Below are 26,086 nucleotides of genomic sequence, written 5' to 3'. Positions count from 1 at the left end.
TGGCCCAAAGTATATGAACAGGGGCCGCGCCCCCGGTCAGTCTTCGCGCTCCGGACTGCCCATTCAGTTGCGCAAGAGCCCCCTCTCGGCTGGTAGAATGCCCGGCCTCGACACGGACCAGATGTATTGCCCATGACCAAGCTCAACCCCCGCCAGGCGGAGGCGGTGAAATATATCGACGGCCCTTGCCTGGTGCTGGCCGGCGCCGGTTCCGGCAAGACCAGCGTGATCACGCGCAAGATCGCCTACCTGATCGAGGAGTGCGGCTATGCGGCGCGCAATATTGCCGCCCTGACCTTTACCAACAAGGCCGCCCGCGAAATGAAGGAGCGGGTCGGCAAGCTGCTGTCCGGCGCCGATGGCAAACGCTCCAAGGCCGCCCACGGCCTGACCGTGTCCACCTTCCACAACCTGGGCCTCAATATCCTGCGCAAGGAGCACCGGGCCGCCGGCTTCAAGCCCGGCTTCTCGATCTTCGACGCCGAAGACGCACGGGCTCTGATCAAGGAGCTGATGCTCCGCGATGGCGACCTGGACACCGACCTGCTGGACCGGGTGCAGAACCAGATCTCTAACTGGAAGAACGACATGCTCACCCCGCGCCAGGCCCTGGAAATGGCCCAGAGCGCCGGGGAGCAGGCCATCGCGATCGCCTATTCGCGCTACTGCGATGCCCTCAAGGCCTACAACGCCGTGGACTTCGACGACCTGATCCTGCTGCCGGTCCAGCTGTTCGAATCAGACCCCGAGCTGCTGCACCGCTGGCGGAAGAAAATCCGCTACCTGCTGGTGGACGAATACCAGGACACCAATAACTCCCAGTACCTGCTGGTAAAACTGCTGGTGGGCGGCCGCGGTGGCCTCACCGTGGTGGGGGACGACGACCAGTCCATCTATGCCTGGCGTGGGGCCCGGCCGGAGAATATGAGCGCGCTCAAGCAGGACTTCCCCAGCCTGAGACTGATCAAGCTGGAGCAGAACTACCGCTCCACCAGCCGTATTCTCAAGGTGGCCAACCACCTGATCGCCCACAACCCGCACGAGTTCGACAAGGCGCTGTGGTCCGACAGGGGGCTCGGCGAAGAGATTCGCGTGATCAAAGTCGGCAACGAGACCGAGGAAGCCGAGCGGGTCGCCAACGAAATCTTCCTGCAGAAGAGCCGTCGCGGCGCCAAGTTTATGGACTTCGCCGTGCTGTACCGTGGCAACCACCAGGCGCGGCTGATCGAGATGAAGCTGCAGGAGCACCAGATCCCCTACCAGATGTCCGGCGGCACCTCGTTTTTTGCCCGCGCGGAGATCAAGGACGTGATGGCCTACCTGCGCCTGTTGGTAAACCCCGATGATGACAACGCCTTCCTGCGCATCATCAATACGCCCCGGCGACAGATCGGCACCAGCACCCTGGAGGCGCTCGGCAACTATGCCAAGGGGCGCGAGATCTCCATGTTCAATGCCTGCTCAGAAATGGGCTTCCGTGAGCACATCAACGAGCAGGGCTACGAACGCCTGAACCGATTCGTGTTGTGGATGGAAGGCGTACAGCGCAACTGCCGCGAGAACAGCCCCGATGCCGCCCTGCGGGAAATGCTCGACGATATCGACTACCCGGGCTGGCTCAGCCAGAACGCCAGCAGCGAGAAAGTGGCCGAGAAGCGCATGGAGAACGTGTACTGGCTACTGGACAGCCTCACCAAGATCATGGAGGGCACTGACGATGAGCTGGAGCAGGACGTGCGGCTGGAGCAGGCCATCTCCAAGCTGATCCTGCGGGACATGCTGGAGCGCCAGGAAGAGGAGGAGGCCACCGACAAGGTCAGCCTGATGACGCTGCATGCATCGAAAGGCCTCGAGTACCCCCATGTGTTCATGATCGGCATGGAGGAAAACCTGCTGCCGCACCGCAACAGCATCGAGGACGACAATATCGAGGAAGAGCGTCGACTGACCTACGTGGGTATCACCCGCGCCCAGCGCACGCTGACCATGACCCTGGCGGGCAAGCGCAAACAGTTTGGCGAAAACCAGGACACCACCCCCAGCCGCTTCCTCGACGAGCTGCCGGAGGATGATATCGTCCTCGAGGGATTCGGGCAGGCGACACCGGAACAGAACCAGGCCAAGGGGGAGGAAACGCTGGGGTCGCTGCTAAGTATGTTTGATTAATCAAGATTTCACGCTCTGTTCTTCGATAGCATCGCGCGCTCTTTATGGTGCGCGCAGCTATTCCACACCGAGCACAAAACCTTAACTAATGCCCAGCACTCTTGTATTCTCAGGCCGGGCAACCCCCTCAGTACAGCATGGTGCGCACCCACTTCGCGGTGTACTCGCGTGTATGCTGCTCTTCTGCACCTATAACGCCTAATCAAAATATCTGCATTAGAAAAATGATAATGACGATTAAAGAGTTCTCTCGACGCTTTATTCCATTTGCCGTCAGTACCATCCTTACGTTGTTGCTGTGTGCTTGCGGAGGGGGGGGCAGCTCGTCAGGTTCAGGCAACAAGGAAGAAACTGAAAGCCCCCCGGTTGCCCAAAAAGTCAGCATATCCCTGAGCACCACCGAACTTCTTTACTATGGGGAAAAACAGGCAATTTCCCTGTCACTGATCTACTCAGATGGATCGTCCGAGGACATAACATCTTCAGCAGAGTGGTCCGTAGACCCAACCACAGTGGCCAAAATAGAGGCAACTGACGGGACAACTTACGTACACCCTCTTGAAACCGGCTCAGCCACCATTACCGCCTCGCATCAGGGCCATGAAGATTCTATAGACATCACGGTTTCACCCTATATCCATTCGATTGAAACGGTACAACGGGCTATTACCTTCCCAAAGAACACTGCCATGCCCTTTTTGAAGCATGCACACGCAAGAGTTCAGGGTGCACCCGACTTCTCGATTCTCGGTGACATCATTTACACCTCATCTAACCCGGATATCGCCGACTTCTCTGGAACACTTTATTCAGTCATAGTGCACCCTGATCGATCACCTCTGACAGGACATCTCACCCCTCGCTCAGTTGGTAATACTGAAGTAATACTGAACTATGAAGGTGTTGACCTCGGCACAAGAGAAGTTACCGTCGGAGACTATTATCTCATCGGCTCAGACAGACAAAGGCTCAACAACGCACCATGGTTTTCCACTTTTGGACTGCCATCTAACGAGAAAGGTAATATCGCGCTCCTAACCGGATCAAGTTCCGGTCAATTCACAGTGGACCTGCAGGTTTTCAACGCGGCAACAAACTCTCTCGAAGAGAAATTTAACGTATTTCAGAATTTCGAGCTGCAATCGCATGGCAGCGTCTTGAGAAGTACATTCAGAGACCAAGTCGTGACGCTTTTCTGGATCACTCCTACCGCTGCATTGAGCGCCGACATCAATACACAAACAAAGCAGGCATCCTTCGTCACCCTTAGTGAAAGCACAGAAGACGCCTTTTACGAACCCAATTACCTTTTCAAGAGTGACTCAGGTAGCTTGCTTGCCTGCTGGCTAAACACCTCGGTCTTGCTTACCCAGTGCAAAACTCGCACTCCAGATGGCATATGGTCTCAGGAGATGATTGAACTACCTCGCGACATCAGGTCAATGAATGCCAATCGCCAGGGTTATGCTGCACTTACAAGAGTCATTGAGAAAGAAGATGGCCAGAAATTACTACAGACCCATCGCTTTAATTTCGATCAGCAGCCAATCGAGATAATTGTCGAGGAGTTACCGATATCCCTCGATGCAGGTGGCCCCAGACGCCCAGCAATAAGTGCAACCGGAAGCCTCGCGATACCTATCACCTACGCTCCGAGACGGGATGAGTTCGACTTCAATGAATCTGGGTTGCAATTGGCTACTCGCACCCTAACCGATGGTTGGTCACTCCAGGAAATCTATGCCTATGGAGTGATGCGCGTCGGTACCGAGATAGAGCTAAGCTGGAGCGGCGAAAGAGCCCTGATGCTCGTAGCTGACTCTCTAGGAGCCGGTTCAGCAACCTGGCTCTTCTCAGGGATGTCCTGGGACGAACAAGAAAGCCTCGGGGCTATCGGGCTTGCCACCCCCACACTGGATCATCCACCGATACCAGTCAACGACAGCTGGGTTATGCATGTTCCCGCAGTCGACAATTTTTACCTTTTCTGCTTTGACGAGGCCTCCGGCTGGTCCCAGCTTGATGCCTTTGGCCCCATGGGCCAATGGGGGGACATCAGTGGGAGCTTCAGTGTACGCCAGTCAAATCAGCTGGCGCTGATCTGGCAAGAACACGCCGCCTTCGGGACAGAGGATGGCGGATATAAGAACAATTCACTGACTTTTTTCCATCCAAATTACAGCGACCTCTCCCTTTGTACTTTACCGGGAAGTTAGGCGGAGCTCCTACCGGAGGATCCGCCCAATAACTCTGCATGCGACCACTGGTCTGGGATGCCCCCCACATCTCCATGATCCACAACCGGGCTGCCTGCTGAGCAGGCAACCCGAGCTGGTCAGCGCACCAGGTCGCCCAACTCCCAGCTCCAGCCGAGCTTGAAGGTCTTGTCTTCTTCCAGGTCGGTTGGCAGTTCACCCTCGGTGTAGGCGACGAAGAGATTGTTTTTCAGGTTCAGGACTACCGAGAAATACTCGGAGTTTTCCAGGCCCGCTTCCTGAATCGCCTCTGGCGGATCCAGTTCCTCAAAATAGCGGTAGCTGATCTCGAGATCCTCGCTGTAATCGCCCAACCAGTCCCGCACCGGCACCTTGTACAGGGCAATGGCATCCCAGCGCTGGTAACTATCCGGCCCGCTGCCCAGCACAGCCTCACGGGCGGTATCGGTCAGCGGGGTGACTTCACCCAGGGTGGCTCGTATCAATAGATCGCCGCTGGTGCGATAAGTGTCGGGCACCAGACGGCTGACATGCGCGGTGTAGCGCAGGCCGACCACGGACTGTTTGTTGTCGAACGACTGGTCCGCCTCGTACCTGTACACCGCACCAAACTCCTGCACCGGCAGATTCAGAGCCAGCCGGGAGTAATTCAGGTACACGTCCAGCTCGGCAAAATTCTCCGGATTGTCATCCGGGTTCCCGGTCAGCACCCCTTTCAGGGTATAGCCCCACTCCAGTGCGTCGATGTTTGGGTCTTCCCACTCGTCACTATCTGCGGCTGCCGGCGATGCAAAGTTGCGGCGCCCCGAGTTGGCCAACTCATAACTCAGTCCCAGCACCGTACTGTCAGACTCTGCACTGAGGAGCGTCGGGGCGAATTGCGCTTTGCGATCATCTTCCGCTGCAAGCACCGTTGCCGTCATCGACAACGCGACCGCGGCGGCAGCGAGCTCAGGGGTTATACGCCTCATCAGAACTCATCCTCGAATTTGCAGAACTCATCCACGGTGGCGGCGAGATCGGTCAGGGTCTTTTCATCGCTCCGGAACAGCTCGACCAGGGTAAGCACGAACTGGTTACTGGTGATCTCGCGGTTTTCCTTTTTGGGGCTGTAATCGTCTCGCAGGGCTTTAAAGAACAGCAGTGCCGTCTGCTTGGCCTCGAAGCCATCAAAGGCATCGGTGCTGGTGATACGGAAGCGCAGATCCCGCAGCTTGAGCTCGCCCGCTTCGGCCAGGGAGTAATCCTCCGGATCAAACTGATCCATCTTGTTGCGCCCGGACAGGATCTTGTAAGTCGCCTGACAGGCCAGATTGTTCTTCCATTGATAGGACATCGGGTCTCCCTTCCTGCATCTAAATAATTATTTTTCTTTGCCCGATAGCCCTAAAGCAGAACAAAAGACCAACAGAGCAATCTTAAGAGGATCTGGAATCTAACTTGATCACAGGGGGAATGACACCTGCTTATCGGTTTTTGGCGCGTAAATTATCGAAACGCGCGATAAAACCGCCGATGAAGCTCACATCACTGCTAAGGGGGGGATGAAGGAATAGGGGGTGAACCGGAAGCGGAGAACCCCGGCCGGCACAAAAAAGGCCGCTCGATGAGCGGCCTTTTCGCAACAGGAGTAAGCAGTCGCTTACTTGCTGTTCTCCGCCATGTAGTCGACGGCAGCCTGAATCTCTTCGTCGCTGCAGTCCGCACACAGGCCCTTGGCCGGCATGGCATTGAAGCCATTGATGGCGTGGGTGTAGAGGGTCTCCATGCCCTGAGCGATACGCGGAGACCAGGCCGCGGCATCACCGAGCTTGGGTGCACCGGCCACACCAGCCGCATGGCAGGTCTGACAGGAGCCGTTGTACACGTCTTCACCGGAGCGGGTGCCGCCACCGGCGGAAGCAGTTGCTGCCGGAGCCGCAGCGGCACACTCGTCGCCCTGCATGCAGATGTTGTCTGGCGCGGTCAGGCGCTCCGCAATCTGCTCATCCACGGACTGGGCTACTGCCACGGTCGCACCCAGAGCCAGGGCCGCCACGATACCTACAATCTTCTTCATTTCTCTCCCCCTAGAGGCCACCGTCGCAGCCCGTAGACTTCCGGCTTTTTGCCGCACACTTCTACCAGCCGCGCATTATAAGCATTGTGCCGCCCGCTGCGAAGGGCGGCGCCAAAGGAATTGGCCCAGAACCACTTTGCCGACCCCCACCCCTTCTGTATAATCCGCGTCCTCGCTGGCCTCAGAGCCATACGAGATCCGCCCGTAGCTCAGCTGGGTGAGGCAAGCGTAGGCAAGGCACCGCCTTGCGCGCCGCCGAACGACGCCAATCTGTGATTGGTGGCCGGACCCGAGCCAAGCGAGGGGAGCGCTGCCGGAAGCCGAAAGCTTCCCGCCCCGAAACAGGCACAGCGCCGGATAGACAATCAGAGTTTCCCGCCCGTAGCTCAGCTGGATAGAGCGCTGCCCTCCGGAGGCAGAGGTCAGAGGTTCGAATCCTCTCGGGCGGGCCATATACAAAAAAGGCCACCCAACGGGTGGCCTTTTTTGTATATCGACCCAAGCCCAAGGGCTTCGACCAATTCCCAGGTTCGAGCCGACTAATTTGCTAGGCAAATTAGGGCGCCGGAGCTCGCGACGGCGGGGCGCAGCCCCGAGCGCCGCGCGCGAGTCCACGTGGCGCAGCCACCGGAGACCAGCGAGCCCAAAGGGCGAAGCTAATCCTCCGCGCATCAAGCCCCACCCTTCGAGATGCCCTTCTTGAATGTGGTGGGCCTGAAGGCCCAGGTTCGAACCTCCGTTCGACTCGAGAGCGGCAACGCCGCTGTAGAGCAGCGACCGAAGGGAGCTAATCCTCTCCCCGCAGCAGCCCCCTGTACTATTCCCTCTTCCTTCAGCCAACTAACGGCATTTCCTGCATATGGTTTGTCCGAGAGAGTTCGATAAAAGCCTCCCAGGTTCGAGCGAGAGGAGGCAAAGCCACCAGAGACCAGCGAGCCCAAAGGGCAAAGCCAACCCTCCCCCCACCCCATGTTTTTAGCGCATCTGCCACCCCTAAAAACGCCCCCATCCTTCCCGCTCAAATCTTGTTTACAGCCACCCGGAATAGGCACAAAATCCGCGCGAGATCCCTGGTGGGCCGGTCCCGGTCCGTCACCCAAGGCTACTCCCAACAGCCGCCTCGGCCGCTCCCCGGCCAAAGGCCCGATTGTCTATTTGAGATTTTTCAGACGGGTCCCATGCTCAGTTATCGCCACGGCTTCCACGCCGGCAATTTTGCCGACGTGCTGAAGCACCTTGTGCAGGTGGAAATCCTCACCTACCTGCAAAAGAAGGACAAAGCCTTCGACTATATCGATACCCACGCCGGTGCCGGGCTCTACCGCCTACAGAGCGCCATGGCGGCCAAGAACAACGAATATCGCAATGGCATCGGTCGCCTGTTGCAGTGCACACCGGATGTGGCGACCCTGCAGACCTACCTGGAGCAGATCTGGTCGCACAATCCGGACGAGCGGCTGCGGGTCTATCCCGGTTCTCCTGCCATCGCCCGCAACCTGCTGCGCCCGCAGGACAAAGCCTGGCTGTATGAACTCCACCCGAGCGATGTGGCGGAATTACGCCGTTCCTGCTCGGCAGGCAATGTGCAGATTCGCCAGGAGGATGGGTTCCGCGCCCTTACAGGTTTGCTGCCCACCCAATCGCGCCGCGCCTTCATCCTCATCGATCCACCCTACGAGATGAAGCAGGACTACCAGCGGGTCATCGATGCACTGAAGCTGATCTATCGCAGGATGCCTGCCGCCACCGTAGCGCTCTGGTACCCGGTGGTTGAGCGCGCGCGCATCGACCAGTTGGAGAACCAGATCAAAAGCTCAGGTGTTCGCAACGTGGTGCAGTTCGAACTCGGGATTGCCGCTGATAGCGATGGGCCGGGCATGACATCGGCGGGCATGATTGTCGTCAATCCCCCGTGGATGTTGTTGGGAGATATGCAGGAATTGCTGCCGGGTCTGGCTTCCGTGCTTGGCGAAGAAGGAGAAGACTTCTATGAGTGCCGCACGCTAGTCGCAGAGTAAAACCAATGCGTCCCATCACCGACGAGAAAATACCCTTGGGCTAGGGCTAACGACGGACAAGGCACATCGCATGTTCGATGTGCCTTACCTCCTGCAAGTGCGGGGGCTTTTTTCTTCTCGTTTCGGTTGCTCCAGGGCAAGCATATGAACCGTGCACTCATTCCATTCTTGTTGTTCCTCGCCCTGAATATGACGAGGGGGCATCCTCTCCGCCTATCACTCGCCGATCGCCAATTTGTGCATAAACGACCTCAGCACTCGATGCGCACCTTTCAAATTCGAGCCACCGGGTAATATGCGCACTTATGCGAAGGTATGTAGCCCTAACTCCTTTCTCAGTGGCCCGGAACGTGTCTTTTATCCTTTCGACTGGCACAAAGAATTAACGGCCTGCTTCCCAGTCACACCAGCTGATGGACAACTTGGTGGCGGCCGACCTCAGCGAATTCAGTGCTGTCGATGTTATCCACAAACGTCCATTCTGCCCGCACTTCATCACGGCTGAAGGTCAGCGCCATAAAGCCACGCTGGTGCAGGTTGCAGTACTGCAGGTCGTCGATCAGAACCGGCATGCCATGGGCAAGCTCCTGCGCTGCTCGCTCATCCAGCTGCAGATAAGACTCCATACCTGGTGAAGTAACACTGGGCGTAGCAAATTCCAGCCCGATTAAACGGCCGCTGTCATCCTTCAGGTGGTTATACCAGGCATTGTGGGTATCCCCTGCCACTACCACCAGGTTCTTGCCCAGCTCCGCCACATGCCGGTACAGCGCCTCGCGCTCCACCGCATAGCCGTCCCAGGCATCCAGGTTGTAAGGCACCAGCTGCTGCAGCCGCCCACGCTGGGCTTCGCTCAGCGGCTCACCCTTCAGGCTGGCCATTTTCAGCTCAACCAGTTCGCGGGTGGGATCTGGCCTCTTGCCCCGACTGTAGTAGCTCATGAGGATTTCCGCCGGCAGGAACATCTTGCCCATCAGCACCTGCTGGCCCAGCAGCTGCCATTTGCCTGTGGATTGCTGCAGCGTTTCCGCCAGCCAGTTGCGCTGTGTCGGGCCGAGCAGGGTGCGTTCCGGATCTGCCAGCGCCGCACCAAAGGCACGGCCATCGAAACTGCCATCCTCGCCCAGATAGCGAGAAAACTGCAGCTGCTCATCGCGGCCGATAACCCGGGTGTCCAGCATATGCAGGTCTATCAGGTCACCGAACTGGAAGCTACGGTAGATCTGCGGCTTGGTCTCGCCCTGTGGTGGGCGAATGGGCAGCCATTCGTAATAGGCCTGAATCGCGGCCGCACGGCGCTCGAAAAAATCCCCCTCTTCCGGGCTGTGATTTTCTGCTCCGCCCTTCCAGGCATCATTGGCAACTTCGTGGTCATCCCAGACGGTGATAAACGGCGCTGCCGCGTGCAATGCTTGCAGGCCGTTATCGGCACGGTAGAGGGCGTAACGCTTGCGATAGTCCGCCAGCGACAGAATCTCGCCGGCATTGTCTTCTGGCAGCGCGCGGCCAATTTCTGCCGCACGCTCAGTGGCATAACCGTCCGCCGGATACTCGTAGATGTAGTCGCCGAGATGAAGCACCGCATCCCAGTCACCGCGCTGGGCGGCCAGCGCATAGGCATTGAAGTAACCGGCCGGGTAATTGGAACAGGAGAATACGGCCAGTTTTACCTGCTCCACGCCACCGGCGGGCAGGGTCTTGGTGCGGCCCACCGGGCTCTGCTCACTGGCGCCGACAAAGCGATAGTAGTAGGCGGTATTCGGCTCTAGCCCCTGCACATCGATCTTGATGGTATAGTCGCGCCCCGAACTCGTCTCAGCACTGCCCCGACGCAGCACATCCACAAACTGCTCGTCCCGGGCCAGTTCCCAGGTGACCTTGATCGGCTCACCATCTCTCACCGAAGAAGCCGGCGTGGCCCGGGTCCAGAGAATTACCGCATCTTGCAGCGGGTCACCGCTGGCGACCCCGTGACTAAAGCTGACCTGCGAGGGGAGCTCCGGCCGGCTCATGGCCTGCAGGGAAGTGGAGACCATCACGCCGCCGCTGGCGGCAAGTGCTGTCTTGATAAAATTACGCCGGGAAAATCTGTTCAAAATGTCACGCCTGTGTTGTTGTGCTTATGAAAGGTGACGAATGACCTGAAGGCCCTGAACAGCCACTCTACTAAAGTGAATCAGCGTGAGCCAAGCTCTGGCTCACACAGAAGGCTTGCCTGCGCCTGCAATGCACCACAACCGTCTTGCAATAATTGAGATAAAAAAAGCCACCCTAGGGGTGGCAGCAGGGACGAATCTGTTCTCTAGAATTGAGAACGTCATCGGAAAATTTTTATTTTTTAAATCGGATCCAATCGCTTGGATCAGAACATAGGCGCAAAACTCAGTTACTGAGATGATTCGATTTGGCTCAGTACCAGCTCGATAGTTGAACGTTTACCGCGAATCTTCTGTTGCGTTGGGGTGATCTCGGCTTCGCAATCTCCCTCCTGCGGGCCATAGTCTCCCCACTGGGCATGGTTGGCTCCGTCCATTTGCACAATGGTGGCAGTAAAAGGCAGAGTCCAGGCCAGACCCAGTACATCCTCCTTGGGCACCAGACAATCCATTTCACCGTAGATCGAGGCAACGATCAGGTCGGTGCGATAGGAAATTGGCATGTTGGGATCGGGGAAAGAGGCCCACAAGGCCAGGCCCTTGACGCTGATGTCTGCTGGGTTCTGAGCAATGTACCGCCCTGCAATGACCCCACCAAGCGAGTGCCCGGCCAATGCCCAGGCAGTGATATCGGGGTTTGACTGCTTTACTACGCCCACCATGGAGGGCATCACACCCGCGATCACCAGTTCGCTCGGGGTTTTGTCGATAACAACAGGATATCCTGCACCTGCAATCTTACGGGCGATGCGCGCATAGGCCACCGGATCAACTTCACCACCCGGCTCAATCAAAAGGCCTACGGTTTTATTACTGAAACGATTATCAAAACGAATAAATCCGGGAGTCTCTGTCACCTCGATCACGAAGCTCGACTCCATCGCATCAAGAGCGTCTTCGGTGGCAGGACGGGTAGCACTCTGTACAGACAGCGACGTCATCAGGGTGCTGAAAAGCAGGATCAGGGCGAAACGGAAATGTTTCGTACATGAGAGTTGCATGGTGTTTTCCTTATTATTGGAATGGTTGAATTACCTCATTACGCGCTCACGACTCTTCTCATAACCAGCGACGCCTCTGCGTACCCCTCATTTGCTTGCGACTGCAAAGCCCCCTCCACGAAGAGTCCAGGCATGTCGCAACCACAGCAATAGGTATATTGCTATGCGTTTATGCCATTTAGTCTGTATATGAGAGTTGTCGCCAATAGACAAGTGATATCAGGGCGCACAGGGGAAAGTTGGCGTGAATAGCCTTTAGTGACCTGCCAGTTTTCTAGATAATTTTCCCGTCAACCCTTTGTTGGTCGCCAAATTGATAAATGGCAAAGAAAGAGAAAACCAACGTCAGATCACGCTCCGGGAACCTCTACTAGCCCCTCCTGTCTCAGTCGCACCCACCCACGACGTCAAACCCAATCCGCCATGGCTCGCAAACTGAAATTACTTACGCGAATCACTTTCTGGTTGTCCGGTGTGTTCGTCGGTACAACAGCCCTGATGGTGCTGATGCTGCGCTGGGTAGACCCGCCCTCCTCTGCTGTAATCTTCGCCTGGGAATTGGGCTCTGGTCAGGAAGCCCGGCATGAGTGGCAGCCACTGGAGAAGGTTTCCCCAAATCTACAGATGGCCGTAATCGCGGCAGAAGACCAGAAGTTTGCCCACCACTTTGGCTTCGATTTCGCCTCGCTGAAAAAGGCGATCAGCGAAGACCGGAGGCGCCCTCGTGGTGCCAGCACCATCACCCAGCAGACGGCCAAGAACCTGTTCCTGTGGCATGGCCGCAGTTATGTGCGCAAGGGACTGGAGGCGTGGTTCACCATATTGATGGAAGTGCTGTGGCCCAAGGAGCGGATTCTGGAGGTTTACCTCAATATCGCCGAGTTCGGTAACGGCGTTTACGGGGCCCAGGCGGCCGCCAACCAATTCTTTGGTACTTCTGCGCGTTACCTCAGCAGCTGGCAGGCCGGGAGAATGGCGGCCGTGCTCCCCAACCCGAAACGCATGTCGGCCCAGTATCCCTCACACTATGTGCGCAGCCGCGCGGTGACGATCAACCGGCAGGTGCGCCAGCTGGGGGGCAGTGCCTACCTCGGGACCTTGTGACCCCAGCACCCCAAGCTCGTACCCCCCAAGAATCGCATCACCTAGCCAGGATCTACTGCAGATTGGCACCCTTGCGACGAATCGCCTTGGATTCGCGAGCAACTGGCGCCGATTTCGCTTTTGCCGATAGTGGCTGTGCTAGGATCTGGGGTTCTGCGTGACAAAAAGCGCCCCTAATTCTCATAACGAAGAGCTTTCAACCACCATGCACCCAAGCAAAATCGCACTGATTTTCACTGCTGCGCTGCTCGCCGCGTGCAGCAAGGGGCCGGAGGATCCGGCCTCACAGGCATCATCCAAGGACGTCGCTAAAGAGGCCGCCAGCGCGCTGCCCGCGGGCGTGAGCCTCGTCGAGACCTTCGACGGCGATGGTGCCGAGATCGCCATTCCCTATAGCAAGTACAAGCTCGACAATGGCCTGACCGTGGTCCTGCACGAGGACGACTCGGACCCTCTGGTACACGTCGATGTCACCTATCACGTGGGCTCCAACCGCGAAGATCCGGGCCGCTCGGGCTTTGCGCACTTCTTCGAGCACATGATGTTCCAGGGTTCGGTGAACGTGGCCGATGAGGAGCACTTCCGCATCATTCAGGAGGCCGGCGGCACCCTGAACGGCACCACCAATACTGACCGCACCAACTATTACGAGACAGTACCGGCTAACCAGCTGGAAACCGTACTGTGGCTGGAAGCCGACCGCATGGGCGTGTTTCTGGATGCGGTCACGGAAGAGAAGTTCGAAGTCCAGCGCGAGACGGTCAAGAACGAGCGCGGCCAGCGGGTGGATAACCGCCCTTACGGTCGGGCACTGGAAACCATGTACGCCGCCACCTACCCGGACGGCCACCCCTATTCCTGGCCGGTCATCGGCTGGCTCGAGGACCTGAACCGGGCCGACCTCAATGACCTGAAGCGCTTCTTCCTGCGCTGGTATGGCCCCAACAATGCCACCCTGACCATCGGTGGCGACATCGACAAGACCAAGACCCTGGAATGGGTGGTGAAGTACTTCGGCACCATTCCGGCAGGCCCGGAAGTCGAGGATCTGCCCGCGCAGCCCGCCACACTGGACTCCGACCGCTATGTGACCCTGGAGGACAACATCCACCTGCCGGCGCTGGCGATGATGATCCCCACAGTGCATTACAACCACCCGGATGAGCCAGCACTGGACGCCGCAGCGGAAATCCTCGGCCAGGGCCAGGACTCCATGCTCTACCAGCGCCTGGTGCAGACTGGTCGTGCGGTACAGGCCAGCGTGAGCCACTCCTGTAAAGAGCTCGCCTGTGAGATGTGGTTCATCGTGATCCAGAACCCCGCCTCCGGCGAGTCCCTGGCGGAAATGGAACAGGCCGTACGCGATACCCTGATCGAGTTCGCCGAGCGCGGCGTGACCAAGGATGACCTGGTCAAGTTCAAGGCCGGCTATGAGTCCAGCCGTGTGTTTGGCCTGCAGTCTGTCGCCGGCAAGGTGTCCACGCTGGCCGCCTTCGAAACCTTCACCGGCAGCCCCAAGGGCATTGATGCAGAGATCGACGCCTACCTCTCCGTCGAGACCGATGACGTCACCCGTGTATTCGAGCAGTACATCGCCGACAAGCCCGCGGTACTGCTGAGCGTCGTGCCCAACGGCAAGCCGGAACTGGCAGCGGCCGAGCAGAACTACGAATGGAAGCGCACCATCCCGGAGAGCTACGGCGACGATGACGAGGCGCTTGCCCTGCGCCCGGTGCAGGACAACTTCGACCGCAGCGTTCAGCCCACCGCAGGAGTGAACCCGCAGGTTGAACTGCCCACCATCCAGGACGGCAAGCTGGCAAACGGCGTGCGCCTGCTGGCAGTGCAGAACGATGAAACCCCCACTGTCACCGTGCGCGCGGTATTTGATGTGGGCCAGCGTGACGAGCCCCGTGGCAAGGCCGGCCTGACCTCACTGATGACCTCCCTGATGACTGAGGCCACCACCGAGCGCAGTGCCGCAGAGTTCGCTGAAGCCCTGAACCGTCTCGGTGCCTCCATCAGCGTTGCCCCGGGTCAATACGAGACGACCGTCACCCTGAACGTCCTCTCCAAGCACCTGGACGAGGCCATGCCGCTGATGATGGAACGCATCCTCAAGCCGGCCTTTACCGAGGCCGACTTCGAGCGCATCAAGCAGCAGACCATTGAGGGCCTGCAGCAGGCACGCAAAACTCCACAGGGTCTTGCCACCCGCGCTGTGGGTGCGGTCATGCGCGGACAGGAGCACCCGCTCAGCTTCCCCACCGGAGGCCTGCCGGGCACTGTTGCCAAGATCACCCTGGAAGACATCAAGGGTTATTACGAAGCCCACTTCCCCGCACACCTGAGCGGCGTCACCGTCAGCACCAGCCTGCCCCATGACACCATCGTCAAGGCACTGGATGGCCTGGCAAAACTGGAAGTATCCACCCCCGTCCGCCCTGCCATCGCGCTGCAGAAGCCGGAAATCGACAGCCGTACCGTGTACCTGGTCAATAAGGAGGGCGCGGCCCAGTCGAGCCTGCGGGTGAGCCAGCACGCCCTGCCCTACGATGCACTGGGTGACTACTACCTGGCCTATCTGGGCAATTTCCCGCTGGGTGGCAACTTCAACAGCCGCATCAACCTGAACCTGCGCGAGGACAAGGGCTACACCTACGGCGCCCGCACTTACCTGATGGGTGAGCCGCAGGAAGGCATGTACATGTTCAGCTCCGAGGTGAAAAAGGACGCGACCGCCGATGCGCTGAACGAAGTGATCACCGAGCTGGAAAGCTTCGATGCCGAAGGCATGACCGAAGCGGAGTTCAACTACCTGCGCTCCGCCATCGGCCAGCAGGAAGCACGCAGCTATGAGACGCCGGCCGCCAAACTCGGCCTGCTGAACCGCATCCTCCAGTATGACCTGCCGCTGGACTACCGTTCACAGCAGAACGCCATCCTGCAGGAGACAGATCGCAAGACCCTCAACAAGGTCATCACCGACGTGCTGAAGCCGGAGGAAATGGCGATCGTCGTGGTCGGCGATGCTGCCAGTATCCGCGAGGAAGTCGAGGCACTGGGCATGCCCATTGTCGAGCTGGATGAAGACGGCTATGTAAAGGAAGCTGACGAGTCCAAAGAACAGCCCGCAGAAGCCCCGGAATCTGCCAGCCTCTGATTCCGTCACTAATCTGACGACCCCAAGCCCGCCATTCGGCGGGCTTTTTTATGCCCGAGTGCAAATCCCTGGTGACCTGCCAATCGAATCGCCGTCAGGCATAATGAAGGCCGGTTTCATTGCTGTAGCGCACGCAAATGCAGGTCACTATCAAGCACCTCGGTGCCGAACAAACACCGCTCGTCATCATCGACGATGCCCATCCCCAGCCGGAACAACTGGTGGAAGTCGCCCGGCATAGCCAGTGGCTGCGGGAGAACCCCTATTACCCGGGCATGCGTACCCAGGTCCCGCCAGACTACCTCGGCCCGCTGCTGGAAACGGCCGCCGAGGCGCTGCGGCAGGCCTACGATCTGGATACCCGCGCGGGCCTCGCCAGTACGGCGATTAAAAATGCTTTCTGCTGCTTTTCCATGGTCACCAAGCCGCCGGAAACCTTGCAGCCGATCCAGTCCCTGCCCCACTTCGATGCCACCAATGGCCAGCAGCTGGCCATGCTCCACTACCTGTGCGACAAACCTTTTCGGGGCACCGGCTTTTTCCGGCACAGGGAGAGCGGCTTCGAAAGTATCCTCGATGAGCGTGTCGCTGAGTATCAGGCCCAGGCGGGCAGACATCTGGAACAGGTTCAGCCGGGCTATGCCAGTGAGTGCGGGGAGTGGTACGAAAAGATTGGTGAAGTGGAGGCCCAATTCAACCGCGTGGCCTTTTACCCGGCCAGCCTGCTGCACTCGGGTATTGTCGATAGCGGAGAGAATCTCTCCGATAACGCGCAGAGCGGCAGGCTGACGATCACCGGATTTATTGATTTAGCTGCAAAGCTGTCTTGGTGACGGCAGAAATGCAGCGGAGGCATTCCGCTGCATTTCTGCTTGCATATAGGCTTTTTATGCAGGCTGGTGCTTCGCCGCCCGTGCTGCATGCAGCTTCTTGTAGCTCTCGATCAGGCGCAGGTGCTTGTCCAGTCCTTCCAGCTGCATATTGGTCGGTGTCAGGCCGTGGAAGCGCACGGTGCCGTTTACCAGGCCCACCACGGCATCCATCGTTTCTTCACCAAACATGCGCCGCAGGTTGCCGATGTAGTCTTCCAATGCCATTTCATCATCGACGGCGATTTCCAGCACTGCATTCACTGCCTGATAGAACAGTCCGCGCTCGACGGTGTTGTCGTTGTACTGCAGGAACATTTCCACCAGCTCCAGCGCTTCGTCATGCCGCTGCAGCGCCAGGTAGATCAGCAATTTCAGTTCAAGAATCGTCAGCTGTCCCCAGACGGTATTCTCGTCAAACTCCACACCGATCAGGCTGATGATGGTCTCGTAATTGTCGAGCTGGCTCTGTTCGAGGCGCTCCACCAGGTCTTCCAACTCTGCATCACTCAAAGAATGTAGGTTGAGGATATCCTCGCGGTAATCCAGCGCCTTGTTGGTGTTGTCCCAGATCAGGTCCTCGACCGGATACACCTCGGAATAACCGGGCACCAGGATACGGCAGGCGGGTGCGCCCAGGTCCTCGTACTCGGCCATATAAACTTCCTTGCCCATGTCTTCCAGGATCTGGAACAGGTGCTCGGCCTCGGTCTTGTTGGTGTCCTTGTGATTTCCAGAGAAATCCCACTCGACGAATTCGTATTCCGACTTGGCGCTGAAGAAGCGCCAGGAAACCACACCGGTGGAATCGATAAAGTGTTCGACAAAGTTGTTGGGTTCTTGCACCGCCATACTGTTGAAAGTCGGCGGGGGCACATCGTTCAGGCCCTCGAAGCTGCGACCCTGCATCAATTCGGTGAGGCTGCGCTCCAGCGCCACGTGGAAACTCGGATGGGCACCGAAGGAGGCGAACACACCACCGGTGCGCGGATTCATCAGTGTCACACACATCACCGGGAACTGACCGCCCAGGGAAGCGTCCTTGACCAGGATCGGGAAGCCCTGCTTCTCCAATTCTACGATGGCTTCAACGATATCCGGGTATTTCGCCAGCACTTCTTGCGGCACATCCGGCAGAGCAATTTCCTGCTCGATGATCTCTTTCTTCACCGCCCGTTCAAAAATTTCCGACAGGCACTGAACCTGCGCTTCCGGTAGCGTATTGCCGGCACTCATGCCGTTGCTCAGGAACAGGTTCTCGATCAGGTTGGAAGGGAAATACACGACCTCGCCGTCAGACTTACGCACAAAGGGCAGTGAGCATATGCCGCGATCGCTGCGCCCGGAATTGGTGTCGATCAGGTTCGAGCCGCCCAGCTCCCCTTCCGGGTTGTAAATGGCCAGGGTGTAGTCATCGAGAATGTCTTCGGGCAGCTCGTCACCCGGTCCCGGCTGGAACCACTTTTCATTCGGATAGTGGACGAACTCGCTGTTGGCGATCTCCTCGCCGAAGAACTGATCGTTGTAGAAGAAATTGCAGTTCAGACGCTCGATAAATTCGCCCAGCGCAGAACACAGGGCCGCTTCCTTGGTGGCACCCTTGCCATTGGTGAAGCACATGGGCGAGGCCGCATCGCGTATATGCAGCGACCACACGTGCGGCACGATATTGCGCCAGGAAGCGATCTCGATCTTCATGCCCAGGTCCGAGAGGATCTTGGTCATGTTGGCGATGGTCTGCTCCAGCGGCAGATCCTTACCTTCAATAAAGGTGCGGTGCTCGGCGTCCGGCTCCACCATCAGCAGCGCCTGGGCATCCTCGGCCAGGTTCTCCACCGTCTCGATCTGGAAGTCCGGCCCGGTCTGCACCACCTTCTTGACCGTGCAGCGGTCGATGGAGCGCAGGATGCCCTGGCGATCCTTCTCGGAAATGTCCTCCGGCAGTTCCACCTGGATCTTGAAGATCTGGTTGTAGCGGTTTTCCGGGTCGACGATATTGTTCTGCGACAGGCGGATATTGTCGGTGGGGATATCCCGGGCCAGGCAATAGACGCGTACAAAGTACGCCGCACACAACGCAGAGGACGCCAGGAAGTAGTCGAACGGACTGGGCGCCGAGCCATCGCCCTTGTAGCGGATGGGCTGATCAGTGATGACTGTAAAGTCGTCAAACTTGGCTTCGAGCCGCAGGTTATCGAGGAAGTTGACGTTGATTTCCATGGGGGACTACCAGATCTGGAGGGGGTGGCGGGCCAAATAGCCAGAGCGCGGCATTATCCAGTTTTTAAGGTAGTTCGTCTCGGCGTTTTGCTAGGAAATAGTGCCCAGTGCACTCGGGCATAAGGCTTCTGACCTCACAGTCAGAGCTGGGCGGGCGCCCTTTCCCGCACGCACTCCTACTCCCAACTGCTACGCACTGAATCCCTGAATATCTTATTGAGCTCTTCTCGAACCCTCTTTCCTTCAAGCATGCCTGGGCGCCCCTGCCCCTTAAATTGCTCATCATGGCTCTCGAACTCGGTCGCCACAAATCGCTCTACGCTCTCAACTCTTTCGCCCTCACCAAACTCTGGTGTCTGCCGCTTCTGCTCCAGCAGCGCCTCGATGTCTCCCTTAATTTCGGCAGGTGCTACTGCATCAACGAGTTTTTCAAATTCAACAGGAGGAACTCCCCAACCCTCCTGTATATACCTGATCGCTAGTAGGGGCCTGAGGACGTAGAAGTCCTTTTGAGCTTTACCTTGGTCTTACCAAGGTGCTCTCTCGCATTGTTTCTGGCCATATGGCTGTAGTGGTAACAGAGCGCAACATCATTAATTGCATGAGGGGCCAGTACCTTCAAACGGTCTGCCAGGTCACCCTTTTCGATATAACGGATTGGGCTGTTCAACCACTCCAGCAACGCGCCGTTTGTGCGGGTGAAAAGATAGAGCGCCTTACGCAGGTCCCAACCGCTACAGTCAATTTCATCAACTATCGGGCATTCAATAACATCTCGTTTGTTTTCAACGTCAAAAGAGAGATACCAGTCTTCAGGGCGGATATAGATAAAGCGAACATCGTAATCCGAGTCCGGCGATGCAAAACCCCAGGCGCGACTCCCTGACTCACAGCAAAACAGTATTTTCACACCATGCTCTCGCTCTGCTGATAGCAAGCGCCTGCCAATTTCCTCACGAATGGCCGGACTTATTGATGGTTTATCCATATTTACCCCTAGGGATTTGCCAGACTCAATTTTAAATAAGATCGGAAGCGCACAGCTCAAGCAACCATCGAACCTAGGACTTATGCATATGCAATTTCAATAGCTTCTACATACCTTTGCACATTCGATGCATAGAAACCTGAGCTATTAATGTTGTTAAATTCGATGACTTTTAGGCCACGATCAGTAAGCGCAATATCAATCACACAAGACTCGGCTGGCGTCCACTTTTCAATGATTCTATTCCCATAACCAATAACATCTTCGTCAATAAGGTCTGACAGCTGAGGCTTGCTTCCAGCTTTATACAAGGAGCCAGTGACAACTTGGTTTTTAACAATAAAAAGGCGATATTCCCGATAGATCTTCTTAAGCGGAGCAACGATTACGTCTAGATCGTGCAGATTACTGCCAGATTGCTCAGTCAGAAATTCATCAAGAATCTCTTGATTAGCGACCAGTCCGTCAAAAGCTTTGTTATCCTCACTGGGCCGGACAAAGGAACTGGAATTTTCTGAAAGCTTAACTTCACCTAGCTTTTGAGTTTGTGCCCCATGGTTAAGAAGCTCCTCTCCCAACTGCTCATCCCACAGATCAAAGCGAAACGATTCATTCAAAAAGCTACCAGGGTACCAGCCCCGGATTTCTGCTATTTTGCTAAGCCGCAGTGCTCCGCATACATAGACTTTTTCCTCAGCATGTACCTCTGGTTCCGAGTCCATTCCATCAGATGAAATAGAGACAACCGTATACGGAATATCCATAGTTGAGAGAGCCCCAACAAGCAGGTTGTAATTGCCGGATTTGTATATACCTTTTTGGATTATCCAGTGCATACCTGCTGCCCCGCTCCCAATTCTTTCAGGTCTGGAGCTTGATCATAAGCTATCCCTAGCAGCATACATCAACTCTTCCGTATGACGCTCCGGCAAGCCCGCCGTCCCTGCTCTCGATCCTAACTGTCAGCAATCCTTTTCTGGAACTCGATCATTGTTTCGAACGGCTGCAGCATGGCATTAAAATCTTTGTCCGCCTCTAGCTGCTGCATTGCGGCCACAATACTCTCTATTGTCGATAAGCTGTTAGGGATAGAAGAATGCCTGATCTGGTAGTTAGAACTCAGCGCCCCCTCAAAGCTGACCCGGGGCAGCTGCTGCAATGCCGGTTGGAGATGGAGCATCTTCTTGGACTTCCGCCAGTTGGCATCGATCACTACCAGTTGTTCCAGCTGTTGGCTTTGCGGATCACCGGGCTTTATTTGCTCCACTTCCGGAAGCCACTCCAGCGATGGATAAAGCAACGCCGAGCTTGGCTTCAGCAGCTGTTTCAGTTCCGCTTCGGTCAGGCTCTCCGCTACCACCAGTTCGCTATTCTCCAGGCACAGGTGCGCCATGCGGCCAGTGTTGAACGGATGCTTCTCTTCCAGGGGGTGCTGTATGATCAGCACCTTGATGCGATTGGAGATATGCACCAGGGCGCTGCAGTAACAGACGTTTAGCGGGCGGTGGCAGGTAGGGCAAGTTTGGCGCGGCATAGATGACAGTAGAACAACCTTTCTCAGCGCACTGGCTCTCCGACTTGGAGATCCCGCTGGCCAACAAATTTTACCGCACCTATAAATTTCGCGGCAAAGCGCGGCGCCACGATCCCTGCGCGGTGATCCGCGACCAACAGCAGCAGATCATTGCCTGCGGCTACCTGCGCCAGCTCACCGGAGCGCAACTGCTGGCCGGCGTGGCGGTGGCGCCTGACCACCGTGGTCAGGGCGTGGCCCGGCTGCTGCTGAACAGTATGGCGGAAGCCTACGACCAGCAGACCTTCACTTTCCCCTATCGGCATCTGGTGCCGTTTTACCAGTCGCTGGGATTTGTCGAAGAAGAAGTCGACGGGCAGCCGAGCGCAATTATCGATCGCTTCCATACCTACCAGAAACAGGGGCGCGATATTGTCATGATGCGCTATCAGGCGCAGGCAAACCTTAACGCCTGATAAATCGACGCGCAGGCTTCAGTTCCCGTAGCCGGTCATCTCCAAATAACCCTCCCCGGTATGGCTACCGCTCACGGTCACCGGCCCCTCCCAATAACGCAGGGCGCCCAGGTTCCAGTAATCGCCGGGCCAGGACTGGACTTCCAGATCCAACCCAGCCGAGGGCACCTGCAGCTGCCACACCACCGGCACTTCGCCGTAGCGGCTGTTACGGGTTTCCAGGGGCTGCAGGGTAAATTCTTCAGCAGTGAGCGTTCGCGCGCTGCCGTCCGCAGCCACTAAAGTACCGGAATAGAAATCCTCGTCGCCGCGCACCCGGAACGCCATCAGGTGGCGGCCATCTTCCAGGTGCAGTGCCATCCAGTCCCAGCCTGTCTGGTCGGCTTTCAGGTACTGGCTGCTCCACTCCCGGTCGAACCAGCCCTGGCCGCTGACGGCAAAGCGCTCCCCATCGATCTGCACCTCGCCCTCGATTGCCAGCTGTGGATAACTGAAATACATCGAGCCGCCGCCACCGGCAGACTTGGCGCTGAAGCCCTGCTCGCCGTTCAGTATCGGTGGCAAAACCGGCCGCAGTTGCAGCCGGTAACTGAAGCCCTCATCGTCCACCGCCAGGGTCCATTTGCCCTGCTCTGTACCGGCCAGCTGCCAGTGATCGATCCAGGCATTGAACGGATGTGCGGTAACCCCGGCCTGCCCGGTGCCCCCGCGGGCGGCGCGGTCCGCGAAGCGGTGCTCGCCGGGGCGACTCAATGCGGCGTGAGCCAGCCAGAGTTCATCCAGCTGCCAGCCCGGCTCTTCCCCTTCAAATGGCCCCGGCCGCAGGCCGTTGCGGAACAGCGTCCACTGCACCCCGAAGCGCTCACCGTCGGCACTGCGCAAGGTAGCGGTGAGATACCACCACTCCAGGCGGTACTCCGGGTGTGCGCCCAGATCCGCGGGCAGGCTGACGCTCATGCCCGGCGCCGCCTGGCGGAAACCCGCCGGCGGCTCGTTCAGGGCACTCATTGAATTGCCAGTGTCGGCCCGCTCTTCGCAACCGGCGAGCAACAAGACGATCAGGAGGAAGCGGATAGCGCTATTCATTCTTCAGCATCTCCAGCCGTACCGGGTCGCCCACTAGCGCGCCCACTAACGCGCCGATGCCCAGGCAGGCCAGCCACACCTGCAGCCAGAAGCCGGGGTAGAGTTTCAGCGGCAGCGCCCAGCCAAACGCGGCGGGGTTCACCTGGGCGACTAAGACCCAGCCAAGGAAAATCCCCATTGGAGTTGCCAATAAAGCGAGCAAACCGGTGACCAGCATGCTGTGCACAATCAGCCGCCGACGCAGGTTGTTGCGCGGCACACCGTAGACATGCAGCAGGGTATAACTGCCCTGGCGCAGGCGGAAAATCACCAGCCCCATCAGGGCCAGCGCGGTACCCGCCAGGGCCAGCGTCAGGGTGTTCAGCAGTTGGGTCATCTGGAAGGTGCGGGCAAAGGCGGCGTTAGCCGCCTGCTTCAGGCCGGCCTGGTCGCGCAGGCGGCTGTCCGCCAGCCAGGCATATTGGTCCGGCCAGTCCTGCCAGCCGGTCTTGCTGAGGTCATCCACACCCAGGACAAAGGTCGCGTAGCGGCCGGGCAATGCTTTCGGTACTGCGGCAATCGGCAACAACAGCTCCCCTTCCGGCCGGCCGTAATCCGCATAGATCCCGATCACTTCCCGCGCCTGCGATTCCGTCCCCAGGCGAAACCGGACCTGATCACCCACGGCCAGCGACTGTCGGCGGGCCAGCTGCTCGTTGATCAGCACACCGCCGCTTGCCAACTTTTGCCACAGGTCCGGCACTGCATCGAGAAAAGGCCAGTCCTGCAGCAGCGGCGATGCCGGGTCCACCGCGAAGATATCTACCGGCAGCTCCCCGAGCACACCGCGGCCGCGCACCATCGGCAATACGCTGGTGACGCCGGGCAGTGCCTGTAACTGGCGTTGCCATTCTTGCTGGGAGACCGGCTGACCCGGGTCGAGATAGAGATCCCCCTGCAGGCGCTGGTCGAGCCAGCGGCCAAAGGTTGACTCGAAGCCGGTGACCATCGCCTGCACGCCGATTGCGGTGGCGATGGCAAAGGCCAGTGCGGTCAGCGGCAACTGCAGCACCCGGCACAGGGCACGCATCTCGGAGCAAGACCACTCCAGCAGCGGTCGCCGGGCGCGGTGTTCGGCATAGGCGAGCAGCCGGTTTAGCAGTTCCGGCAACAGCAGACCAGCGCCGATCAGGCAGCCGGTGGTGGAGAGGAAGATCAGCCACAGCCGGTCAGTGGATAACAGCACCGCCAGTGAAACCGCCACCAGCAACAGTGCCGCCAACCAGCGCCAGCCCGGCATTTGTTCGGTAGCCGCCGCACTGCGGTGGCGGAACAGCAGCAAGTCCACACAGGCCCAGCCCACCACCAGCGCGAGGATCAGCACCATGCCGAGCCAGGTTGTGGCCGTAGGCCCGCCCTGCGCCAGGGTGTCCATATTGAACAGCCCGCTGAGCGTACCCTGAAAACCCTGTGCCATGGCCGATGCCAGCCAGTTCCCCAGCCACAGCCCCAGGCTACCGCCGATCAGGGCGATGACCAGTACTTCCGCCACCAGTGCCAACCGCAGCTTTACGGTCGGCACACCACAGCGCACCAGGATATCCAGCGTGCGGCGGCGCTGTTCCAGCGCGAAGCGATACACGCTGCGCACCAGTAATGCCGCCACCAGCAATGCCAGCGCGCCGAGCGCATCCAGGCTGAGCAGGAACGCCTCCACCAGCGGGTCCGGCTCCACGCCGTAATCCTCCACCCGGGAGCTATAACCCCCGGGCAGCGGGACGCGCTCCAATTCTGCCGCCGGCAGCAGAATCTCCAGCGTTCCCCGACCCGCCACCGCCAGCTGGGCAGCGACGGAAATGTCGGTAAGCAGCTGCCCGCGCGGCAGGCCCTCCGCCTCTTCAACTGGGTAATCAGCCACAGCCGGCAGCGACAGCTGTTGCCAGCGTTGCAGATCGGCGGCTCTGCCCAGCAGCGACGGATTATCGAGTTCGGTAAACAGCGACTCGATCGCCGATGCGCCCTCGCCTTGCTGTTCACTGTACTGGCGCAGGCAAGCGGCACTGAAAGGATCGATACCGACAACAGCCGGGGCATCCTCGCCGGGAAAGCGCACCTGCAGGCGCGGTGCCGCACACAGCCCGGCCCGGCGCAGCTGCGCGAAGTCTTCCGCCGTCACCGGGCGGCCATCCGTGCGCCCAACACTTAACAGTGGTTCCAGCGCCGCGCGGGAGCGGCTGACGGCATCCTCGGCCGAACCGGTAAGTGAGCGCACACCACTCCAGAGCATGGCGGCACACACCAGGATCAGCAGCAGGCCCGCCAGCTGCCCCGGGTGACGGCGGTAATGGCTTAAAAAGACGCTGCCGAGTCCCATGGGTGCAGGGCTCCTTCCCGCAATTCCAGAATCCGGTCGCAACTGCGCGCCAGCTCCGGGTTATGGGTAACGATCAGCGCGCCCACATTCCGCTCACGGATGGCATCGAAGAACAGCGGGCTCACCCGCTTGGCGGTGGCCTGGTCGAGGCTGCCGGTGGGTTCGTCGGCCAGGATCAGCTGCGGCTGCATGGCAAAAGCACAAGCCAGCGCCGCCCGCTGGCGCTGGCCGCCGGAGAGTTGATCGGGGTAACGGTGGGCGGTATCGGTAATATCCAGCTGTTCGAGTAAGGCATCGCCCTCATACGCCTCTAGGCCAGCCAGCCCGGCGCGGAAAGCGATATTGCGGGCCACGGTAAGGGTGGGAATCAGGTTGCCATCCTGGAATAGGGTGGCGATGCGGGTACGGCGCAATTCGGCCCAGTCTGCTTCGGTCAGTTCAGACTGTTCCCGGCCAAATACCTGTAACTGCCCGCTGTCGGGGCATAGCAGGCCATTGAGCAGGTTTAGTAGTGTGCTTTTACCCGAGCCCGATGGACCAATGACCGCCACCGCTTGGCCCCTGAGAAGTTCCAAAGACAGGCCGTCCAGCACGCGTATTGACTCGCGATCGGTGCGATAGGACCTGCATAGATCCTTTGCCTGTATGAGGGTATGGTCCATGGCTTTAGCTGCTTGACGTGGTACCTCGTCGTAACG

General features: G+C 58.4%; 18 protein-coding genes, 1 tRNA gene and 1 pseudogene. 8 read left to right on the top strand and 12 right to left on the bottom strand.

All coding sequences use genetic code 11. The annotated features are described in order from the left end of the window. The first annotated feature begins 132 nt into the window (after positions 1-132). Positions 133-2,166, top strand: coding sequence for a DNA helicase Rep (rep, locus tag AUP74_RS05355; protein WP_069946674.1), 2,034 nt, complete (start codon positions 133-135; stop codon positions 2,164-2,166). Positions 2,167-2,396: 230 nt separating this feature from the next. Beyond that, positions 2,397-4,382 (top strand): Ig-like domain-containing protein, encoded by a 1,986-nt coding sequence (locus tag AUP74_RS05350; protein ID WP_069946673.1) that lies wholly within the window; start codon positions 2,397-2,399, stop codon positions 4,380-4,382. Between the two features lie 119 nt (positions 4,383-4,501). Here AUP74_RS05350 and AUP74_RS05345 read toward each other — a convergent pair whose 3' ends face one another. The 3 genes from AUP74_RS05345 to AUP74_RS05335 form a co-directional block, all read right to left on the bottom strand. Beyond that, positions 4,502-5,353, bottom strand: a complete 852-nt coding sequence (locus AUP74_RS05345) for a hypothetical protein (protein WP_145924324.1) — start codon at positions 5,351-5,353, stop codon at positions 4,502-4,504. Next, on the bottom strand, positions 5,353-5,718 hold the full coding sequence (locus tag AUP74_RS05340; RefSeq protein WP_069946671.1) for a hypothetical protein: 366 nt from the start codon (positions 5,716-5,718) through the stop codon (positions 5,353-5,355). The genes AUP74_RS05345 and AUP74_RS05340 overlap by 1 nt, the downstream gene beginning before the upstream one ends. Positions 5,719-6,024: 306 nt before the next feature. Continuing rightward, the gene (locus AUP74_RS05335) at positions 6,025-6,441 is read right to left on the bottom strand and encodes a c-type cytochrome (RefSeq protein WP_069946670.1); all 417 of its coding nucleotides are present in this window, start codon (positions 6,439-6,441) and stop codon (positions 6,025-6,027) included. Positions 6,442-6,816: 375 nt separating this feature from the next. Here AUP74_RS05335 and AUP74_RS05330 point away from each other — a divergent pair. After that, positions 6,817-6,893, top strand: a tRNA-Arg gene (locus AUP74_RS05330). Positions 6,894-7,619: 726 nt separating this feature from the next. Next, a complete protein-coding gene (locus AUP74_RS05325; RefSeq protein ID WP_069946669.1) occupies positions 7,620-8,459 on the top strand; it encodes a 23S rRNA (adenine(2030)-N(6))-methyltransferase RlmJ in 840 nt (279 codons plus the stop codon). Between the two features lie 401 nt (positions 8,460-8,860). Here the strand turns inward: AUP74_RS05325 and AUP74_RS05320 are convergent, their stop codons facing one another. Together AUP74_RS05320 and AUP74_RS05315 are read right to left on the bottom strand one after the other, a co-directional pair. Beyond that, positions 8,861-10,555, bottom strand: a complete 1,695-nt coding sequence (locus AUP74_RS05320) for an alkaline phosphatase D family protein (protein ID WP_069946668.1) — start codon at positions 10,553-10,555, stop codon at positions 8,861-8,863. A gap of 290 nt (positions 10,556-10,845) precedes the next feature. Continuing rightward, the gene (locus tag AUP74_RS05315) at positions 10,846-11,616 is read right to left on the bottom strand and encodes an alpha/beta hydrolase (RefSeq protein ID WP_069946667.1); all 771 of its coding nucleotides are present in this window, start codon (positions 11,614-11,616) and stop codon (positions 10,846-10,848) included. A 423-nt stretch (positions 11,617-12,039) separates the two neighbouring features. Between AUP74_RS05315 and mtgA the strand changes: the two genes are divergently transcribed. From mtgA to AUP74_RS05300, 3 genes are all read left to right on the top strand, one after another. After that, complete coding sequence (gene mtgA / locus AUP74_RS05310) at positions 12,040-12,720, top strand: monofunctional biosynthetic peptidoglycan transglycosylase (RefSeq protein WP_069946666.1); 681 nt, start codon at positions 12,040-12,042, stop codon at positions 12,718-12,720. A 205-nt stretch (positions 12,721-12,925) separates the two neighbouring features. Further along, positions 12,926-15,883 (top strand): M16 family metallopeptidase, encoded by a 2,958-nt coding sequence (locus AUP74_RS05305; RefSeq protein ID WP_069946665.1) that lies wholly within the window; start codon positions 12,926-12,928, stop codon positions 15,881-15,883. A 137-nt stretch (positions 15,884-16,020) separates the two neighbouring features. Then, positions 16,021-16,716 (top strand): DUF6445 family protein, encoded by a 696-nt coding sequence (locus AUP74_RS05300; RefSeq protein WP_069946664.1) that lies wholly within the window; start codon positions 16,021-16,023, stop codon positions 16,714-16,716. Positions 16,717-16,770: 54 nt separating this feature from the next. Here the strand turns inward: AUP74_RS05300 and AUP74_RS05295 are convergent, their stop codons facing one another. The 4 genes and pseudogenes from AUP74_RS05295 to AUP74_RS05280 all read right to left on the bottom strand — a co-directional run bounded on the left by AUP74_RS05295 (position 16,771) and on the right by AUP74_RS05280 (position 21,494). Beyond that, positions 16,771-18,972: an OsmC domain/YcaO domain-containing protein gene (locus AUP74_RS05295; protein ID WP_069946663.1), complete on the bottom strand. Its 2,202-nt coding sequence runs from the start codon at positions 18,970-18,972 to the stop codon at positions 16,771-16,773. A gap of 176 nt (positions 18,973-19,148) precedes the next feature. Continuing rightward, a pseudogene (locus AUP74_RS17550) lies at positions 19,149-19,960 on the bottom strand (nucleotidyltransferase domain-containing protein). An 80-nt stretch (positions 19,961-20,040) separates the two neighbouring features. Then, complete coding sequence (locus AUP74_RS05285; RefSeq protein WP_069946662.1) at positions 20,041-20,796, bottom strand: ATP-grasp domain-containing protein; 756 nt, start codon at positions 20,794-20,796, stop codon at positions 20,041-20,043. Positions 20,797-20,915: 119 nt separating this feature from the next. Further along, positions 20,916-21,494 (bottom strand): tRNA-uridine aminocarboxypropyltransferase, encoded by a 579-nt coding sequence (locus tag AUP74_RS05280; RefSeq protein ID WP_069946661.1) that lies wholly within the window; start codon positions 21,492-21,494, stop codon positions 20,916-20,918. A 2-nt stretch (positions 21,495-21,496) separates the two neighbouring features. Between AUP74_RS05280 and AUP74_RS05275 the strand changes: the two genes are divergently transcribed. Continuing rightward, the gene (locus AUP74_RS05275; protein ID WP_069946660.1) at positions 21,497-21,949 is read left to right on the top strand and encodes a GNAT family N-acetyltransferase; all 453 of its coding nucleotides are present in this window, start codon (positions 21,497-21,499) and stop codon (positions 21,947-21,949) included. An 18-nt stretch (positions 21,950-21,967) separates the two neighbouring features. Here the strand turns inward: AUP74_RS05275 and AUP74_RS05270 are convergent, their stop codons facing one another. From AUP74_RS05270 to AUP74_RS05260, 3 genes are read right to left on the bottom strand one after another with little or no spacing between them, the layout of a single operon-like run. Next, positions 21,968-23,035: a lipocalin-like domain-containing protein gene (locus AUP74_RS05270; RefSeq protein WP_069946659.1), complete on the bottom strand. Its 1,068-nt coding sequence runs from the start codon at positions 23,033-23,035 to the stop codon at positions 21,968-21,970. Beyond that, complete coding sequence (locus tag AUP74_RS05265; RefSeq protein WP_069946658.1) at positions 23,028-25,388, bottom strand: ABC transporter permease; 2,361 nt, start codon at positions 25,386-25,388, stop codon at positions 23,028-23,030. The genes AUP74_RS05270 and AUP74_RS05265 overlap by 8 nt, the downstream gene beginning before the upstream one ends. Continuing rightward, the gene (locus AUP74_RS05260; RefSeq protein WP_069946657.1) at positions 25,364-26,050 is read right to left on the bottom strand and encodes an ABC transporter ATP-binding protein; all 687 of its coding nucleotides are present in this window, start codon (positions 26,048-26,050) and stop codon (positions 25,364-25,366) included. Before AUP74_RS05260 ends, AUP74_RS05265 begins: the two co-directional genes overlap by 25 nt. Between the last annotated feature and the right edge of the window lie 36 nt (positions 26,051-26,086).

It is taken from the genome of Microbulbifer aggregans, from assembly GCF_001750105.1.
Lineage (GTDB): Bacteria > Pseudomonadota > Gammaproteobacteria > Pseudomonadales > Cellvibrionaceae > Microbulbifer > Microbulbifer aggregans.
Note: the sequence above shows the minus strand (reverse complement) of the source record. Positions and strands in the feature narration are given on the sequence as shown.

Coding starts and splice junctions, on each gene's coding strand:
- AUP74_RS05265 (WP_069946658.1), bottom strand. CDS start 25,388: ATGGGACTCGGCAGCGTCTTTTTAAGCCATTACCGCCGTCACCCGGGG.
- AUP74_RS05270 (WP_069946659.1), bottom strand. CDS start 23,035: ATGAATAGCGCTATCCGCTTCCTCCTGATCGTCTTGTTGCTCGCCGGT.
- AUP74_RS05340 (WP_069946671.1), bottom strand. CDS start 5,718: ATGTCCTATCAATGGAAGAACAATCTGGCCTGTCAGGCGACTTACAAG.
- AUP74_RS05280 (WP_069946661.1), bottom strand. CDS start 21,494: ATGCCGCGCCAAACTTGCCCTACCTGCCACCGCCCGCTAAACGTCTGT.
- rep (WP_069946674.1), top strand. CDS start 133: ATGACCAAGCTCAACCCCCGCCAGGCGGAGGCGGTGAAATATATCGAC.
- AUP74_RS05345 (WP_145924324.1), bottom strand. CDS start 5,353: ATGAGGCGTATAACCCCTGAGCTCGCTGCCGCCGCGGTCGCGTTGTCG.
- AUP74_RS05275 (WP_069946660.1), top strand. CDS start 21,497: ATGACAGTAGAACAACCTTTCTCAGCGCACTGGCTCTCCGACTTGGAG.
- AUP74_RS05315 (WP_069946667.1), bottom strand. CDS start 11,616: ATGCAACTCTCATGTACGAAACATTTCCGTTTCGCCCTGATCCTGCTT.
- AUP74_RS05300 (WP_069946664.1), top strand. CDS start 16,021: ATGCAGGTCACTATCAAGCACCTCGGTGCCGAACAAACACCGCTCGTC.
- AUP74_RS05260 (WP_069946657.1), bottom strand. CDS start 26,050: ATGGACCATACCCTCATACAGGCAAAGGATCTATGCAGGTCCTATCGC.
- AUP74_RS05335 (WP_069946670.1), bottom strand. CDS start 6,441: ATGAAGAAGATTGTAGGTATCGTGGCGGCCCTGGCTCTGGGTGCGACC.
- mtgA (WP_069946666.1), top strand. CDS start 12,040: ATGGCTCGCAAACTGAAATTACTTACGCGAATCACTTTCTGGTTGTCC.
- AUP74_RS05305 (WP_069946665.1), top strand. CDS start 12,926: ATGCACCCAAGCAAAATCGCACTGATTTTCACTGCTGCGCTGCTCGCC.
- AUP74_RS05350 (WP_069946673.1), top strand. CDS start 2,397: ATGACGATTAAAGAGTTCTCTCGACGCTTTATTCCATTTGCCGTCAGT.
- AUP74_RS05325 (WP_069946669.1), top strand. CDS start 7,620: ATGCTCAGTTATCGCCACGGCTTCCACGCCGGCAATTTTGCCGACGTG.
- AUP74_RS05295 (WP_069946663.1), bottom strand. CDS start 18,972: ATGGAAATCAACGTCAACTTCCTCGATAACCTGCGGCTCGAAGCCAAG.
- AUP74_RS05285 (WP_069946662.1), bottom strand. CDS start 20,796: ATGCACTGGATAATCCAAAAAGGTATATACAAATCCGGCAATTACAAC.